The organism is Streptomyces albospinus (assembly GCF_014648695.1).
GTDB classification, from domain to species: Bacteria; Actinomycetota; Actinomycetes; order Streptomycetales; family Streptomycetaceae; genus Streptomyces; species Streptomyces albospinus.
This window is the reverse complement of the sequence record NZ_BMRP01000020.1, coordinates 49,980-64,698: the sequence shown is the minus strand read 5'-3', so window position 1 is coordinate 64,698 and position 14,719 is coordinate 49,980. Positions and strand designations below refer to the sequence as shown.

The following is a 14,719-nucleotide window of genomic DNA, read 5'->3' as shown; positions in this document are numbered from 1 at the left end:
GGCGCGGAGGCGGGGGGGGGCGTCGGGCGCCGGTGCGGGGGTGGTCCGGTTCAGTCCGTGGGCCGGGGCGTCAGGCTCAGCAGGAGCGGCCCCGTGGGGGTGCCGATCAGGTCCCCGATGGAGAGCGGGTCGAGCGCGGCGAAGAACGCTTCCTGTGCCGCGCGCAGGGCGCCTCGCAGGCGGCATCCGTCGCGCAGCGGGCAGGGCGGGTCGTCCTCGCACCCGACGACGTCGTCGACCCCCTCCAGCGCGCGCACCAGCCGGCCGAGCGAGCCGGTGCGCCCCGTGGCGGTCAGCGTCAGTCCGCCGCCCCGCCCGCGGCGGGCCTCGACGGCGCCGAGGTGCTGGAGCCTGCTGACCACCTTGGCGGCGTGGGTGTACGGCACCTGGACGGCGCTCGCCACGTCGCGGGTGGTCGGGGCGTCCGCGGCGTCGTCCAGTACGGCCAGGCGCATGGCGATCCGCAGCGCGATGTCGGTGCTCTTGGTCAGTCGCACACCTGGACTCTAGAGAAGTGGCATCTGGAATGCCGATTTGGGGTGGGTGGGGTGGCCTGGGGGGTGGTGCGCCCTGGCGGGGCGGCGGCAGGGCTGCCCGGACCGCGGCCGGCGGAGGCCGGCCGGGGGCGCGATCCGGGTGGTGTGGTCAGGAAGCCGTCTCGTGGAGGGATTCCAGGAACCGGGCGAGACCCGCGTTGAAGACGTCCGGATGCTCCAAGTTCGGCATATGGCCCGCATCCTGAACGACGGTCAGGCTCGCCCCCGGAATCGATTCCTGGATGAGCCGTGCATCGGCGACCGGGGTGAACGCGTCCTCCGCACCGACAACGACCCATGCCGGTACGGCGATCCGCGGCAGCAGGCCGGTGTAGTCCGGGCGCTCCGCGCGGCCGTACAGCGCGGCGGCGGCGCCCTCGGGGGAGGTGGAGCGCATCATCCCCAGGACGTGCTCGGCGACCGCGGGCTGCCGTGCGATGGTGCCCGGGGAGATCATTTTCGGCAGTACTTCCCGGGCGTAGCCGTCCATGCCGTCGCGGAGGAGGCGGGCGGCGGTCCGGTGGCGGACCGCCCTGCCCTCGTCCGTGTCGGCCGGGGCGAAGGTGTCGGCGAGCACGACCGCCCGTATCCGGTCCGGCAGCAGCCGGTGGAACTCCATGACGATCTGCCCGCCCATGGACAGCCCGCCGAGGACGAACCGCTCGATCCCCAAGTGGTCCAGGAGGCCGGCGATATCGCGTACGTAGGTCTCCAGCGGGGTCTTGCCCGGGACGACGGTGCTGTCGCCGTAACCGCGGAGGTCGGGGGTGATCACCCGCCATCCGGCGCGGCTGAAGTGGTCGATCTGGGGCCGCCACATCGAGCGGTTGAAGGGGTGCCCGTGGATGAGCACCAGCGGTTCGCCGCTGCCCTCGTCCTCGTAGGCGACCGTTATCTCTCCGGAATGGACCGATCCCATGGGGTCTCCCGTCGTGCGCTGCACTGGAGTTGACGCCTCGATGCTATATGGGGCAATGTCTCGGCACAATGTTCACAATGTGCTCGGTGCAATAGGGGTGGGGAGCATGACGGCGGAGGACTATCGCGCGATCGCCGACGGGCTGGCGGCGGACATCGCCGCCGGACGTCTCGGCCCGGGGGAACGGCTGCCGCCGCTGCGGCGGTTCGCCCGCGACCGGCGGATCGCGCCGTCGACGGCGGCGCGGGTCTACCGGGAGTTGGGGCGGCGTGGGTTGACCGTGGGCGAGGTCGGGCGCGGCACCTTCGTGCGTACGGCGGTGCCGCCGGCCGAGCCCGCGCTGGCCGAGCCGGGCGACCACCGGGTCGATCTGGAGCTGAACTTCCCGCTGCTGCCCGAGCAGTCCGCGCTGCTCGCGAAGAGCCTGGCGCATCTGGTGCACCGCAGCGACGCCCTGGCCGAGGCGCTGCGGCCGGCCGGCACGGCCGGTACGGCTGCCGCGCGGCAGGCCGCCGCCGGGCATCTCGCCCGCGGCGGCTGGGCGCCCGACCCGCGGCGGCTGCTCTTCGCGGGCAACGGACGGCAGGCGATCGCCGCCGCCGTCGCCGCGCTGGTGCCGCCCGGTGGGCGGCTGGGCGTCGAATCGCTCACCTTCCCCGTCGTCAAGGGCATCGCGGCCCGCCTCGGCGTCACCCTCGTCCCGCTGGCGATGGACGAGCACGGCGTGACCCCCGACGCACTCCGTGCCGCGGCGCCGCTGCGCGCCGTCTATCTCCAGCCCGCACTGCACAACCCCCTCGGCGTCACGATGCCCGCCCATCGACGGGAGCAACTCGTCGCTCTGCTAGGGGAGTTGGGCATCCATGCGATCGAGGACGCCATCTACGGCTTCCTCCGTGCCGATCTGCCGCCGCTCGCCGCCCTCGCACCGGAACGCACCGTCCTCCTGGACAGTCTCTCCAAACGGCTCGCACCCGGACTGACGCTCGGATTCCTGGTGCCGCCCGAGGGCCCCGCCGTCCCCGACTTCGCCGGGGCCCTCCGCTCCGGCGGCTGGACGGCCACCGGCTTCGCCCTGGACGCGGCCACCCGTTGGCTGGGCGACGGCACCGCCGCCGCCGTCGAGCAGGCGAAGCGCGCCGATGCGGCGGCCCGTCAGCGCCTCGCCGCACAGCGCCTCGCGGGCTTCCGGTTGCACGCCGACCCGCACGCCTACCACTGCTGGTGGGAACTCCCCGACCCCTGGCGCGCCGACACCTTCGTCGCCGCCGCGGCCCGCCGAGGCATCGCGGTCACCCCGTCGGGCGCCTTCACCATCGGCACCGGACACGCGCCCAACGCGGTACGGCTGGCGCTGGCCTCCCCGCCCCTCGGCGTACTGGCCGAGGCGCTGGACGTCCTGGCGGAACTGGGGCGCGGCACGCCGGAGGACGGCGGAGCCGAGTAGTCGTCAACGTCCGTTGTTCTGGGGCGTGTTGAGGGGTGTGCGAGGGTCCGACGGCCGCCGCACACCCCTCCTTCGTCGCCGGTCGCCCGGCCGCCGGCTCACGCCGCGGTGCGCTCCACCGGTATCCACAGCTCGGCGGTCGCCGCCGACCCGTCCGGCGCCGTACGGGTCCGCAGGATCTCCGGGCCCGGCCGGCTGCGGTACGGGTTGGACGGGAACCACTGGGTGAACACGTCCCGCCACAGCTCCTGGAGCGCCTCCGGGTACGGTCCGGTGTTCTCGAAGACCGCCCAGGTGCCCGCCACAACGGTCAGGGAGTCCAGGTCGTCGGGTACCTGAGCACCCGTCACCACCGCGTGGTAGTAGTCAAGTTCGGTACCCTCCGCGCGACTCGGGTCGAGGTCGTCGCAGACCGAGAGGATCCCCTCCGGCTGCTGGTCCGACAGCGCCTCGATGCGCCGCAGCGTCTCCTGGCCGATGCCCTTGATCATCGCGGCGATGGCCGGATTCTCCCCCCGGTGCACGACGGGGACCCGGGCCTTCTTCCCGGCCACCCGGAACTCCTGCTTCTCCACTACGCGGTACTGCATGCTGCTGCTCCCTTCCACGATGAGGCGGAAGGCCATTCGAGGCTGGGAGCGCAGCGCCGCACCGGTCCGCCGGGCCTCGCCCGGCCCCACGCCGTGCACGGCGCGGAACGCGCGGGCGAACGCCTCGCCCGATCCGTAGCCGTACCGCACCGCGATGTCCAGCAGCGTCCGCTCGCCGGCGAGCACCTCGGCACCCGCGACGGTCAGCCGCCGGCGCCGTACGTACTCCGACAGCGGGATCCCGGCCAGCGCGGAGAACATCCGCCGGAAGTGGTACTCCGACGTCATGGCGGTCCGCGCCAGTTCGGCCACCTCGATCTGCTGGTCGAGATGACGCTCGATGTGCTCCATGGCCTGGTTCAGCCGCTCCAGCACCTCGGTCTCCTTCCCTTGTGTCCCTCACGCTAAGGAAGGCCCACCCTGCCGGACCCGACATTCCGTGCCCGCCCCGGTCGGGTCCCCCGGCTCCGGAACGAGGCGGTCAGGGGCGCCCCTCAGGGGGCACCGCCTCGGCCGGCGGGACCGGCCCGGGCGGTGTGCCGTCGCCGAACGGCCGGCCGCCCAGCTCCTCGCGGTGGTGCGGGGTCAGCCAGCCCGCCAGGTCGGGGCCGAGGGGGACGATGCCGGTCGGGTTGATGCCGGTGTGCACCCGGTAGTAGTGCAGCTTGATGTGCCGGAAGTCGACCGTGTCGCCGAAGCCGGGTGTCTGGAAGAGGTCCTTGGCGTAGGACCACAGGACCGGGTCCTCGGCCAGTTTGAAGCGGTTGCACTTGAAGTGGCCGTGGTAGACGGCGTCGAACCGCACCAGGGTGGTGAACAGGCGGATGTCGGCCTCGGTGATGGTGTCGCCGACCAGGTAGCGCCGGTCGGCCAGCCGCTCGGAGAGGAGGTCCAGCCGACGGAAGACATCGCCGCAGGCCTCGTCGTACGCCGGCTGCCCGGTGGCGAAACCGGCCCGGTACACCCCGTTGTTGAGGTCCCGGTAGACCTCCGCCATCACCTCGTCGATCTCCTCGCGCAGCGCCTCCGGATAGAGGTCGGGCGCGCCGGGCCGGTGCAGTGCCCGCCATTCGGTCGCGAGGTCCAGCGTGATCTGCTGGTAGTCGTTGGTGACCAGTTTCCCGCTGGTGATGTCGACGACGGCGGGGACGCTGACGCCGCCCGGGTAGCCGGTCTCGCGGGCGTCGTACGCCTCGTGCAGGAAGCGGATGCCGAGCACCGGGTCCCGGCCGCCGGGGTCCAGGGTGAAGCGCCAGCTGCGGTCGTCCTGGAGGGGGTCGGCGATGGCGAGCGACAGCGCGCCCTCCAGGCCGAGCAGCCGCCGGGAGATCACGGCACGGCTCGCCCAGGGGCAGGCGCGGCTGGCCACGAGGCGGTAGCGGCCGGCGGCCACGGGCCAGCCGTCGCGGCCGTCGGCGGTGATGCGGTCGGCGAAGTGGCTGCGGGCGCGCTTGAAGGGCTGGGCGCCCGGGGCGGAGCCGGGACCGGGACCGGGATCGGGATCGGGGTCGGGCATGGCGGCTTCTCTCGTCTTCTTTCGTCCGCGGGCGGTGTCGGGGCAGCGTCCTGGACAGCCTTCCCGGGCCGCCGCGGGCATCCCGCCGCATCAGCCGCCCGGCGGACGGTGAACCCCTGCCCGATGCCACGGGAATTCGTGAGGCAATTCCCGGCAATTCCCGGCAACTCGCCGTGAGCAGCAGGGAGTTCCGCCGAAGTGCCGGGTGGGGGCGATGGGTTCGGACGACGGGAACGGCGGGGGTCGATCGCCTCCGCGGAGTTGTGCCGCCCGTGACATGACGGGCTCTCAGGGGACACGGCTGTACCCGTCCGCCACGAGGAGTGCAGGCGCGCCGGCGCCGTTCAGTCCAGGCGCGTCAGATCGGGCCGGAGCCGGTGCCAGATCGGATGCCGGACCCGGCCCGCCGAGGTCCAGCCGGTGATGCTGATCTCGGCCACCAGCCGGGGCTCCACCCAGTGGACACCCGGCAGATCCACGGGATTGCGGAACGGCGAGCGGTCCAGCGGAATCACCCCCAGGTACTGCTTGAGCTCCCGGCGCTCCCGGTCGGACAGGCCCGAGCCCACGGAGCCGACGTACCGCAGCCCGGCCGGCTCCGGTACGCCCGCCACCACCGCTCCGGGGAGCCCGGTGAGCACCCCGTGGCCCTCCGTCCAGCCGCCGATGACGATGTCCAGCGTCTCCAGGTGCTTCGTCTTGCGCCAGTCGGGTGACCGCACCCCGGGGACGTAGCGGGACATCAGCCGCTTCGCCACGACGCCCTCGTGGCCGCCGCGCAGCGCCGCCTCCCACGCCTGCTCGCCGTGGCCCGCCACGTAGGCCGGCACCGACCAGTTGGGGCCGCCGAGCCGCAGCCCGGACAGCACCGCCCGGCGCTCGTGGTACGGGAAGTCCACCAGCCATCCGCCCAGATACATCAGGTCGAAGAGGATGAGCTGAACGGGGACCTCCATCGCCAGACGGGCCGTGCGGCGCGGGTTCACCACGCCCATCCGGCGCTGGAGGAGCCCGAAGTCGGGCCGTCCGCGGGAGTCCAGCACCACCACCTCGCCGTCGAGCACCGCGGGCCGCCCGCGCAGCTGCTCGCCGAGCGGGCCCAGCTCCGGGTACGTCAGGGTCACGTCGTTGCCGGCCCGGGTGATCAGCCGGACCGTCCCGTCGCCCGGGGTGTTCACGATGCACCGCGCCCCGTCCCACTTGGCCTCGAACGCCCAGTCCGGCGCTTCCAGCTCGCCGGGCAGCGGCCCGATCGTGGCCAGCATCGGCTGGATCACGGGATACGGCGGATACGGGGACGCGGCGGCGTTGCCGGGGACGTCGGGGTAATCAGGGTCATCGGCAGAGCCGCGTCCGGCGGTCGGGGCCATAGTTCGATGATCGGGGGCGGCGGCGGTCCGCGCAGGGCGGGAGCCGCCGCGGTTCAGCGGACCGGCTGTGGGGCGCGCGGCGCCTGCCCCTCGGCGTCCACGTACGGCAGCGCCCGGTCCAGCCACCAGGGCGTCCACCAGGCGCGCGGCCCCAGCAGCGTCAGCACCGCGGGCACCAGCAGCAGCCGTACCACCGTCGCGTCGATCAGGACGCTCACCGCCAGGCCCAGGCCGAGCATCTTCACCACGATGTTGTCGCTGAGGATGAACGCGGCGAAGACACTGACCATGATCAGCGCGGCGCAGGTGATCACCCGGGCGGTGATCTCCAGGGCGTGCGCGACGCTCGCCCGGGCATCCGCGGTCCGCAGCCAGTTCTCGTGGACCCGGGACAGCAGGAAGATCTCGTAGTCCGTGCTCAGCCCGAAGACGATCGCGAACATCATCATCGGCACGTAGCTCTCGATCGGCACGGTGCCGGGGACGCCCAGCGCCGGACCGCCCCAGCCCCACTGGAAGACGGCCACCACCACCCCGTAAGAGGCGGCGATCGAAAGGACGTTGAGTACCGCGGCCTTCACGGCGACCAGCACCCCGCGGAAGACGATCAGGATGATCAGGAAGGCGAGGGCGACGACCACGGCGATGATCAGCGGGAGCCGGGCGGCCACGATGTCCAGGAAGTCCACCTGTCCCGCCGTCGTGCCGGTCACATAGCCGTGTGCGTCGTAGCCGCGTACCGCCTCGGGGAGGACGGTGTGCACCAGGCGGTGGGTCAGCGCGGCGGTGCCGGGCTGCTGCGGGGCCTGGTCGGAGTACGCGGTCGCGGTCAGCGCCGCGCCGTCCGGGGTGGGCCGCAGGGGCGTGACCGCGGCGGCGCCCGGGACCTCGGTGAGGACCTGCTGGGCCTGCTCCGCCAGCGCCGGGCGGTCCGCCTTCGGTACCTCGCTCTGGTCGACGACCAGTGTCAGCGGCCCCGTCGAGCCGGGCCCGAACGCCGACGACATCAGATCGAAGGCCCGCCGGTCGGTGAAGGACGTCGGGTCGGCGCCGTCGCCGATGTGCCCCAGCCGCATCGAGAAGAGCGGTACGGCCAGCACCGCGAGGACGATCACGCCGCCCACCAGGTACCACCACGGCCGGCGCGCCACCCGCTGCGCGTACCGGTCCCGGCCGCCCGGTGCCCCGGTGGCCGGCGCGGGGTCCGCCTCCGCGACGGGCCGGCGGACGTGGAACCGGTCGATCCCGCGGCCGAGCAGCCCGAGCAGCGCGGGGACGAGGGTGAGCGCCCCGAGGACCGCGGTGATCACGGTGACCGCCGCGGCCATGCCCAGCTTCCCGATGAAGCCGATGCCCGAGACGGAGAGTCCGGTCAGCGCGATGATGACGGTGATGCCGGACACCAGGACCGCCCGGCCGCCGGTGGCCACCGCCCGGCCCGCGGCGACGGCCGGATCGGCGCCGTCCATGAGGTGCTGGCGGTGACGGGTGATCAGGAACAGCGCGTAGTCGATCCCGACGCCGAGGCCGATCATCGTGGCCAGGGTGGGGGAGACGGTGGCGAAGGTGAACGCGGCGGCCAGCAGCCCCAGGCAGCCCAGCCCGCAGATCACGCCGATCAGCGCGGTCAGCAGCGGCACCCCGGCGGCCAGGACGCTCCCGAACCCGGCCAGCAGCACCAGGATCGCCACCGCGAACCCGATCGCCTCGCTGAGCCGGTCGTCGGTCCGCGGCCGGGCCAGCTCGCCCAGCGCCCCGCCGTACTCCACCTGCACCCCGGCCGCGCGCAGCGGTGCCACCGCCCTGTCCACGCCGGTGAGGTAGTCGGGCCCCAGGGTGAGCGGCGGGACCCGGAACCGTACCGCGATGTAGCCGGTCCGGCCGTCGGCGGACAGCGGCCCGGTGTTCGGCGTCCCCGGCGCCGGCGGCTTCGCGGCGGTGCCGGGCGGCGGCAGCGGGCTCTGCGCCGCCAGTACGTCCGGCAGCCGCCCCAGTTCGGTGACCGCACCGGCGATCTGCCCGCCGGCGGCGGTCAGCGGCTCCGTGGCGTCGTGCAGCACCACTTGGCTGGCGTAGCCCCCGGCCTTCGGCTCGTGCCGGGCGAGGATGTCCCGCCCCTGGCTCGACTGCACCCCGGGCAGCGAGAAGTCGTCGGAGTACTCCCCGCCGAACGTCCGCTGGAGCACCTGCACCCCGGCCAGCGCCACCAGCCACAGCACCAGGACCACCACGGAGTGCCGGGCGCACCACTCCCCGATGCGCCGCAATGCTCCCTCGGGCCGCCTGCTGCCCGGCCCGCTCGGCGAGTTCGGCAACGACATGCCTGCATTCAAGGCGGGTTTCGCCGGGGCGGCATGCGGGGGGAGCGAGACGGGTGGTTCCGCGGGCGCGACGGCCGGGGGAGAGGGGGGAAGCCCCGGCCGGACGGGGGAACCCGGCCGGGGCGGTCCTGGGGGCGCGCTGCCCGCCGAGGGGTGCGCTGCCAATTGAACGATAAACCATCAATCCGGCATCCGGCGCGCGGGGTGACGGCTCTCACCTTCGCGCGGGCCGGGCGGCGGAAGTCAGGGCGTGATCCGCCCGGGCCGGAAGCCCTTGTCGAGCAGCTGCGGCAGATACCGGTCCAGGGCCTGGACGGTCTCGACGCGGTCGCCGCCGCCGTCGTGGGACAGCACGATCGCGCCGGGCCGCAGCTCGTCCAGGACCGTGCCGGCGATGGTCTCCGACCCCGGGCACGTCCAGTCCCGCGAGTCGACCGACCAGCCGACGGGGGACATGCCCAGGTCGTTGCAGATGTCGAGGGAGGGCTGGTCCCAGTCACCGTACGGGGCGCGGGCGATTGCGGGGGCGGTGCCCAGGACCTCCTCGATCAGGGCGCTGGTGCGGCCGAGTTCGGCCCGGACGCGGCCGAGCGGGAGAGTGGTCAGCTGCGGGTGGGTCCAGGTGTGGTTGCCGACGGCATGGCCCTCCTCGGCGATGAAGTGCAGCAGATCGGGGAACTCCACGGCGCATTCGCCGACGACGAAGAAGGTGGCCCGGGTGTCGTGCCGGCGCAGCACCTCCAGGATTTCCGGGGTGTAGCGGGGGTCGGGGCCGTCGTCGAAGGTGAGCGCGATCCGGCCGGCGCGGGCCGGGACGGTGAAGGCGACACCGGCGTGCGGCGGGGAGGCGCCGGGTCCGGAGCGGGAGGTCTCGCCGGCCAAAGGGGGCAGCCGGTGCGCGTCCGGCGGCGCGGCGGCCGGCGGCCGGGCTCGGGTCTGCGGGCCGGGGCCCGGTCCGGGAGCGTCGTCGTCCGGGGAGAGCAGGACGCGGGCGGTGGCGAGGGTGCCGATCACCGCGGCGGTGCGCAGGAGCAGGCGCCGCGTCATGGCGGGGTGATCGGACGTCACCCTGCATGGGCTCTCACGGGTGCGCGGCCGGCGGGCGGAGCGACACCGTGCGGTGCCGGTTCCGTACCCGTTCGGCTCGCAGGGCCGGGGGGTTTGGCGTATCGCGTCGGAGTGGGAAGGGAGTACCCGGTCCGGCAGACCCTATTTTGTCCGGGTATGAGGCACCTGATCAGGCCGAAGCGGATCATGGTGGGTCGCCCGCTGGACAGCGCGCGGCTCGGCGAGACGCTGCTGCCGAAGCGGCTGGCGCTGCCGATCTTCTGTAGCGACCCGCTGTCCTCGGTCGCCTACGCCACCGAGGAGATCCTGCTGGTCGTGGGCCTCGGCGGGGTCGTGCTGCTGCACCTGGCCTGGTACGCGGCGGCGGCCATCGTCGTCGTCCTGGCGGTGGTGGTCGCCTCGTACCGGCAGACCTGTTACGCGTATCCGGGCGGCGGCGGTGCCTATATCGTCAGCGCGCAGAATCTGGGGCGCGATGCGGCGCTCACCGCGGCCAGCGCGCTGCTGGTCGACTACGTGCTGACGGTGGCCGTTTCGGTGGTGTCCGGCGTCGCCGCGATCACCTCGGCCATTCCGGAACTGGGCGGGCACGATGTGGCGCTGTCGGTCGGATTCGTGAGCCTGCTGGCGCTGATGAACCTGCGCGGGGTCCGCGAATCGGGGCGGATTTTCGCGGTCCCGACGTACGGATTCATCTTCTTCGTGTACCTGATGTTCGCGTTCGCCGCGGTGCGCATGGCCACCGGTGCCACCCCCCGGGCGGAGTCGGCGGATCTGCCGCTGCACGCCGCGTCCGCCTTCTCCGGACCGGCGCTGGTGCTGCTGGGGATGCGGGCGTTCGCGTCCGGGTGCACGGCGCTGACCGGGGTCGAGGCGATCAGCAACGGCGTGCCCGCGTTCCGCCGGCCGAAGAGCCGGAATGCCGCCACCACGCTGCTGGTCGTGGGCTTCTTCTCCATCACCATGTTCGCCGGCATCACCTTTCTCGCGATGGTGTACCAGGTGCATGTGGCGGTGGACACCACCGCATTGGGGCTGCCGCCGCACACGCCGACCGCCACCGCCCTCGCCCAGATCGGACGGGCCAGCTTCGGCGATGCGCACACGTTCTTCTATCTGCTCCAGGCTTTCACCGCCGGGGTGCTGATCCTGGCCGCGAACACCGCCTTCAACGGATTTCCGATGCTGGCGTCGATCCTCGCCGCGGACAGCTATCTGCCGCGCCAACTGCACAACCGCGGGGACCGGCTGGTCTTCTCCAACGGCGTGACCCTGCTGGCGCTGGCCGCCATCGGGTTGATCGTCCTGTTCAAGGCGGAGCTGACCCATCTGATCCAGCTCTACATCATCGGCGTCTTCGTCTCGTTCACGCTGTCCCAGACCGGGATGGTGCGGCACTGGCGCGGCATGCTCGCCGAGCCGGGACTGCCGCGGCCGGTGCGGCTGCGCCACCGGCGGTCGCAGGCGATCAACGCGGTCGGCGCGCTGCTCACCGGGGTGGTGCTGGTCATCGTCCTGATCACCAAGTTCACCCATGGCGCCTGGATCGTGGCGATCGCGATGCCGCTGCTGTTCCTGGCGATGCGCGGGGTCCACGAGCACTACCGGCGGGTCGCCGAGGAACTGGCGGTCGCGCCGGACGCGCGGCCCTGGGAGCCGGCCGGGAACCACGTGGTGGTGCTGGTGTCCGCACTGCACGCCCCGACGCTCAAGGCGCTCGGCTACGCCCGCGCGCTGCGGCCCACCTCGCTGCACGCGCTGACCGTCGCCGTCGACCCCCGGGACGTCCAGGGGCTGCGCGAGCAGTGGGACGCCCATGACATCGACGTGCCGCTCCAGGTGCTCAGCTCGCCCTACCGGGACTTCACCCGGCCGGTGATCGACTACATCGTGGACGTCGGCGCACGGAATCCCGGCGGCGCGCTCACCGTCGTGATCCCGGAATACATCGTGGGCCACTGGTGGGAGCACCTGCTGCACAACCAGAGCGCGCTGCGGCTGAAGGCCCGGCTGCTGTTCACGCCCGGGGTGACGGTGGTCAACGTCCCCTACCGGCTGTCGTCGAGCAAGGCCCTGCGATCGCACCGCGACGAGCGCGTCACGGGCTGACCGCGAGCACGATGTACGCGGCCAGCAGCGCCAGATGGACACCCGCCTGGAGCGGGGTGGCCCGCCCGGTGACCACGGTCAGGTCGCCGACGATCACCGTGAGCGCGAGCAGCACCATATGGCTGGCGCCCAGGCCCAGGATCAGCGGACCCTTCAGCCAGACGCTGGCCAGCGCGACCGCCGGGATGGTCAGGCCGATGCTCGCCATCGCCGAGCCGAGGCCGAGGTTGAGGCTGGTCTGCACCCGGTCGCGGCGGGCCGCGCGCGCCGCCGCGATGGTCTCCGGCAGCAGCACCAGCAGGGCGATCACGATGCCGACGACCGAGGACGGCAGCCCCGCGGCGACCACCGCCGACTCGATCGTCGGGGACACCGCCTTGGCCAGCCCCACCACCGCGATCAGCGCCAGCGCCAGCAGCCCGAGGCTGAGCAGCGCGCCCCGGGCGGTGGGCGGATGGGCGTGGTCCTCGCCGTCGATCACCTCGCCGGCGGTGGTCATCGGCAGGAAGTAGTCCCGGTGCCGGACGGTCTGGGTGGCCACGAACAGGCCGTACAGCGCCAGCGCGGCGAGCGCCGCGAAGACCAGCTGCGGAGGGGAGAACCGCGGGCCCGGCGTCGTGGTGGTGAAGGTCGGCAGGACCAGGCTGAGGCCGGCCACCGTCGCGACCGTGGCCAGCGCGGCGCCGGTGCCCTCGGCGTTGAAGACCGCCACCTTGTGCTTGAGCGAGCCGATGAGCAGCGACAGCCCCACGATGCCGTTGCACGTGATCATCACGGCCGCGAAGACCGTGTCGCGGGCCAGCGCGGCGCTCTTGTCGCCGCCGTCCACCATCAGCGTGACGATCAGCGCAACCTCGATGATGGTCACCGCGACCGCCAGGACCAGCGACCCGAAGGGCTCGCCCACCCGGTGCGCGATCACCTCCGCGTGATGCACCGCGGCCAGCACCGCCCCGGCCAGGAACAGCGACACCAGCACCACCAGCACGGCCGGCAGCGCCCGCCCCCAGGTCAGCGCCAGCAGCACCACCGCCGCGACCGGCAGCACACCGGTCCAGTGCAGGGCGGCCGAACGGAGAGGCGCGATCATGCCCCCGAGCTTCGCAGAGAAGACCGGCGGCTGCCCGTCGGTGAACCGGGCTCAGGCCGCCGCCCGGTGCTGTCCCTTCAGCTCCGCCGGGGCGATCGCGGCCTTGGTGACATCGGCGACCAGCTCGACGACATCGGGTCCGTACGCCTGCGAGTTGACCACCTTCAGCAGCAGGCAGAACTGGCCGTCGGCGCCGTGCTTACGGGCCAGCCGGGCCCGGTTGCGGACCAGGTGCCGGACCGCGGCCCGGTGGGTGACCGGGCGCTGCCCGGCCGCCAGGAACACCGGGCGGTCGCCCTCCCCGGCCGTGAGCCGGGCCAGCAGGACGTACTCCACCGCGCCCGGCTCCATCCGGTACGCCGTACCGCCGATGGTGAACGTGCCGCGGCCGGCGCCGGACTCGTCGCCCGGGTGCACCGTGACACCGGGCAGCAGATTGGTCATGTGGGCGGCGAGGCGGCGGTGCGCGGTCGGGTCGCCGACGCAGAACTCGGTGCGCGCGCCGAAGCCCTGGAGGCCGGTGTCGTGCGGGGCCACCTCGGGGTGCGCACCGCAGATCTCCACCACCGAGGCCAGGCCGAGCAGCGCCAGCGCGTCGTGCCGCGGGATGCTCCAGTGGGCCGAGGTGCTGTCCCGGTGCGTGACCAGGACGCATTCCGAGCCCTCCGGCAGCCCGAAGAAGCTCTGTTCGCGGGCCAGCTTGCGGCGTGCCATCGCCGATTGCACGGCCCAGCCGGCGCCGAGTCCCACGAGGAGGGCCACGGTCGCCGTGGTCAGGAGCAGCAGGGTGTCGTCCATGGCGGGCGAGCGTAGCGGCTGCCCGGGTGCGTGTTCGAGCGGGGGGTGTCCAAGATGGCGTCTACTTCCATAAATGCCCTGTTTCTGCGTGCGGTTGCCGCGCGTGGGGTCCGGTTCCTGACGGCGCCGTCAAGGAGTGGGGCGGACGGTCCTTCGGGCAGGTGCCGGCACCCGCCGCCCGCCGCCCGCTTCCTGTCCGGCGGCACCCTGCCCGCGGCCGGCTCCACGCCGAGGAACCCGATCGGGCCGGTATCCACCGGGAGTTGGCCGGGCGCCCCGCGCCGCGCGCGGCAGCGGGCCGGAATTCCCGTAACGCCCACGGCACACGACGGGCCCGTGTGTGCCGTCCGTGTGTCGTCGACGTGCCGCGCCGCGCGTGTCGTTGCTGGCTTCTGCGGCGCCGATTAGCCTCCTGGGGCGTTCGTTCGAGTGGGCGGTCCCAGGGAGGGCACGCAGCGTGAGCGTTGACGAGAGCCAGGAACGCCGGAGACGCCGGGAACGCGGTATCCGCCGGACGGCGGGGGAACTGGACGGCCAGTGGGAAGGGCTCGCCGAACAGGCGCAGGCGCTCGCCGACGGACGGGTCGCCGCCACCGCACTCGTCCAGCGCTGCCTGGACCGGATCGCGGCCACCCAGGACACCGTCAACGCCTTCCGGCGGGTCCGGGCCGAGGCGGCGCTCGGCGAGGCCGCGGCGGCCGACCGCAGACTGGCCGCCGGGGAGCGGCTGCCGCTGCTCGGGGTGCCGGTCGCGGTCAAGGACGACACGGACGTGGCGGGCGAGCCGACCGCGTTCGGCTGTGCCGGGGTGTTCCCGCCCAAGGACCGCGACTCCGAGGTCGTCCGGCGGCTGCGCGCGGCCGGCGCGGTCATCGTCGGCAAGACCAACGCCTGCGAACTGGGCCAGTGGCCGTTCACCGAGGGCCCGGCCTTCGGCGACACCCGCAACCCCTGG

General features: G+C 73.2%; 12 protein-coding genes. 3 read left to right on the top strand and 9 right to left on the bottom strand.

The annotated features are described in order from the left end of the window. Positions 1-50: 50 nt before the first annotated feature. Positions 51-497 carry an RrF2 family transcriptional regulator gene (locus IEZ17_RS25455; RefSeq protein ID WP_189303917.1) on the bottom strand — a complete coding sequence of 149 codons (447 nt, stop codon included), beginning with the start codon at positions 495-497 and terminating at the stop codon, positions 51-53. A gap of 148 nt (positions 498-645) precedes the next feature. Further along, positions 646-1,455, bottom strand: a complete 810-nt coding sequence (locus IEZ17_RS25450) for an alpha/beta fold hydrolase (protein ID WP_189303915.1) — start codon at positions 1,453-1,455, stop codon at positions 646-648. Positions 1,456-1,561: 106 nt separating this feature from the next. Here IEZ17_RS25450 and IEZ17_RS25445 point away from each other — a divergent pair, with 106 nt between their 5' ends. Further along, positions 1,562-2,902 (top strand): aminotransferase-like domain-containing protein, encoded by a 1,341-nt coding sequence (locus tag IEZ17_RS25445; RefSeq protein WP_189303913.1) that lies wholly within the window; start codon positions 1,562-1,564, stop codon positions 2,900-2,902. A gap of 98 nt (positions 2,903-3,000) precedes the next feature. Here IEZ17_RS25445 and IEZ17_RS25440 read toward each other — a convergent pair whose 3' ends face one another. The 5 genes from IEZ17_RS25440 to IEZ17_RS25420 all read right to left on the bottom strand — a co-directional run bounded on the left by IEZ17_RS25440 (position 3,001) and on the right by IEZ17_RS25420 (position 9,746). Then, entirely contained in the window at positions 3,001-3,867 is an 867-nt protein-coding gene (locus IEZ17_RS25440) for an AraC family transcriptional regulator (protein WP_189303911.1), read from the bottom strand. 106 nt (positions 3,868-3,973) lie between these two features. Next, positions 3,974-5,008, bottom strand: coding sequence for a glutathione S-transferase family protein (locus IEZ17_RS25435; RefSeq protein WP_189303909.1), 1,035 nt, complete (start codon positions 5,006-5,008; stop codon positions 3,974-3,976). 344 nt (positions 5,009-5,352) lie between these two features. After that, complete coding sequence (gene ligD, locus IEZ17_RS25430) at positions 5,353-6,378, bottom strand: non-homologous end-joining DNA ligase (protein ID WP_189303908.1); 1,026 nt, start codon at positions 6,376-6,378, stop codon at positions 5,353-5,355. Positions 6,379-6,431: 53 nt separating this feature from the next. Then, positions 6,432-8,699, bottom strand: coding sequence for an MMPL family transporter (locus IEZ17_RS25425; RefSeq protein ID WP_189303906.1), 2,268 nt, complete (start codon positions 8,697-8,699; stop codon positions 6,432-6,434). A 243-nt stretch (positions 8,700-8,942) separates the two neighbouring features. Beyond that, the gene (locus IEZ17_RS25420) at positions 8,943-9,746 is read right to left on the bottom strand and encodes a polysaccharide deacetylase family protein (protein WP_189303904.1); all 804 of its coding nucleotides are present in this window, start codon (positions 9,744-9,746) and stop codon (positions 8,943-8,945) included. A 177-nt stretch (positions 9,747-9,923) separates the two neighbouring features. Here IEZ17_RS25420 and IEZ17_RS25415 point away from each other — a divergent pair, with 177 nt between their 5' ends. Then, positions 9,924-11,876, top strand: a complete 1,953-nt coding sequence (locus tag IEZ17_RS25415) for an APC family permease (protein WP_189303902.1) — start codon at positions 9,924-9,926, stop codon at positions 11,874-11,876. On the opposite strand, the gene IEZ17_RS25410 is transcribed toward IEZ17_RS25415, so the two are convergent. Further along, positions 11,866-12,966 (bottom strand): calcium:cation antiporter, encoded by a 1,101-nt coding sequence (locus IEZ17_RS25410; protein WP_189303900.1) that lies wholly within the window; start codon positions 12,964-12,966, stop codon positions 11,866-11,868. The genes IEZ17_RS25415 and IEZ17_RS25410 overlap by 11 nt on opposite strands. A gap of 51 nt (positions 12,967-13,017) precedes the next feature. Continuing rightward, a complete protein-coding gene (locus IEZ17_RS25405) occupies positions 13,018-13,764 on the bottom strand; it encodes a hypothetical protein (RefSeq protein ID WP_189303897.1) in 747 nt (248 codons plus the stop codon). Between the two features lie 505 nt (positions 13,765-14,269). Between IEZ17_RS25405 and IEZ17_RS42820 the strand changes: the two genes are divergently transcribed. Beyond that, a partial coding sequence (locus IEZ17_RS42820) for an amidase family protein (protein WP_268249848.1) occupies positions 14,270-14,719 on the top strand: 450 nt, incomplete at its 3' end.

Bases quoted from the DNA above. Each gene is read 5' to 3' on its own strand.
- IEZ17_RS25450 (WP_189303915.1), bottom strand. From the start codon at position 1,455: ATGGGATCGGTCCATTCCGGAGAGATAACGGTCGCCTACGAGGACGAG.
- IEZ17_RS25435 (WP_189303909.1), bottom strand. From the start codon at position 5,008: ATGCCCGACCCCGATCCCGATCCCGGTCCCGGTCCCGGCTCCGCCCCG.
- IEZ17_RS25445 (WP_189303913.1), top strand. From the start codon at position 1,562: ATGACGGCGGAGGACTATCGCGCGATCGCCGACGGGCTGGCGGCGGAC.
- IEZ17_RS25420 (WP_189303904.1), bottom strand. From the start codon at position 9,746: ATGACGCGGCGCCTGCTCCTGCGCACCGCCGCGGTGATCGGCACCCTC.
- ligD (WP_189303908.1), bottom strand. From the start codon at position 6,378: ATGGCCCCGACCGCCGGACGCGGCTCTGCCGATGACCCTGATTACCCC.
- IEZ17_RS25415 (WP_189303902.1), top strand. From the start codon at position 9,924: ATGAGGCACCTGATCAGGCCGAAGCGGATCATGGTGGGTCGCCCGCTG.
- IEZ17_RS25410 (WP_189303900.1), bottom strand. From the start codon at position 12,966: ATGATCGCGCCTCTCCGTTCGGCCGCCCTGCACTGGACCGGTGTGCTG.
- IEZ17_RS25425 (WP_189303906.1), bottom strand. From the start codon at position 8,699: ATGTCGTTGCCGAACTCGCCGAGCGGGCCGGGCAGCAGGCGGCCCGAG.
- IEZ17_RS25405 (WP_189303897.1), bottom strand. From the start codon at position 13,764: ATGGACGACACCCTGCTGCTCCTGACCACGGCGACCGTGGCCCTCCTC.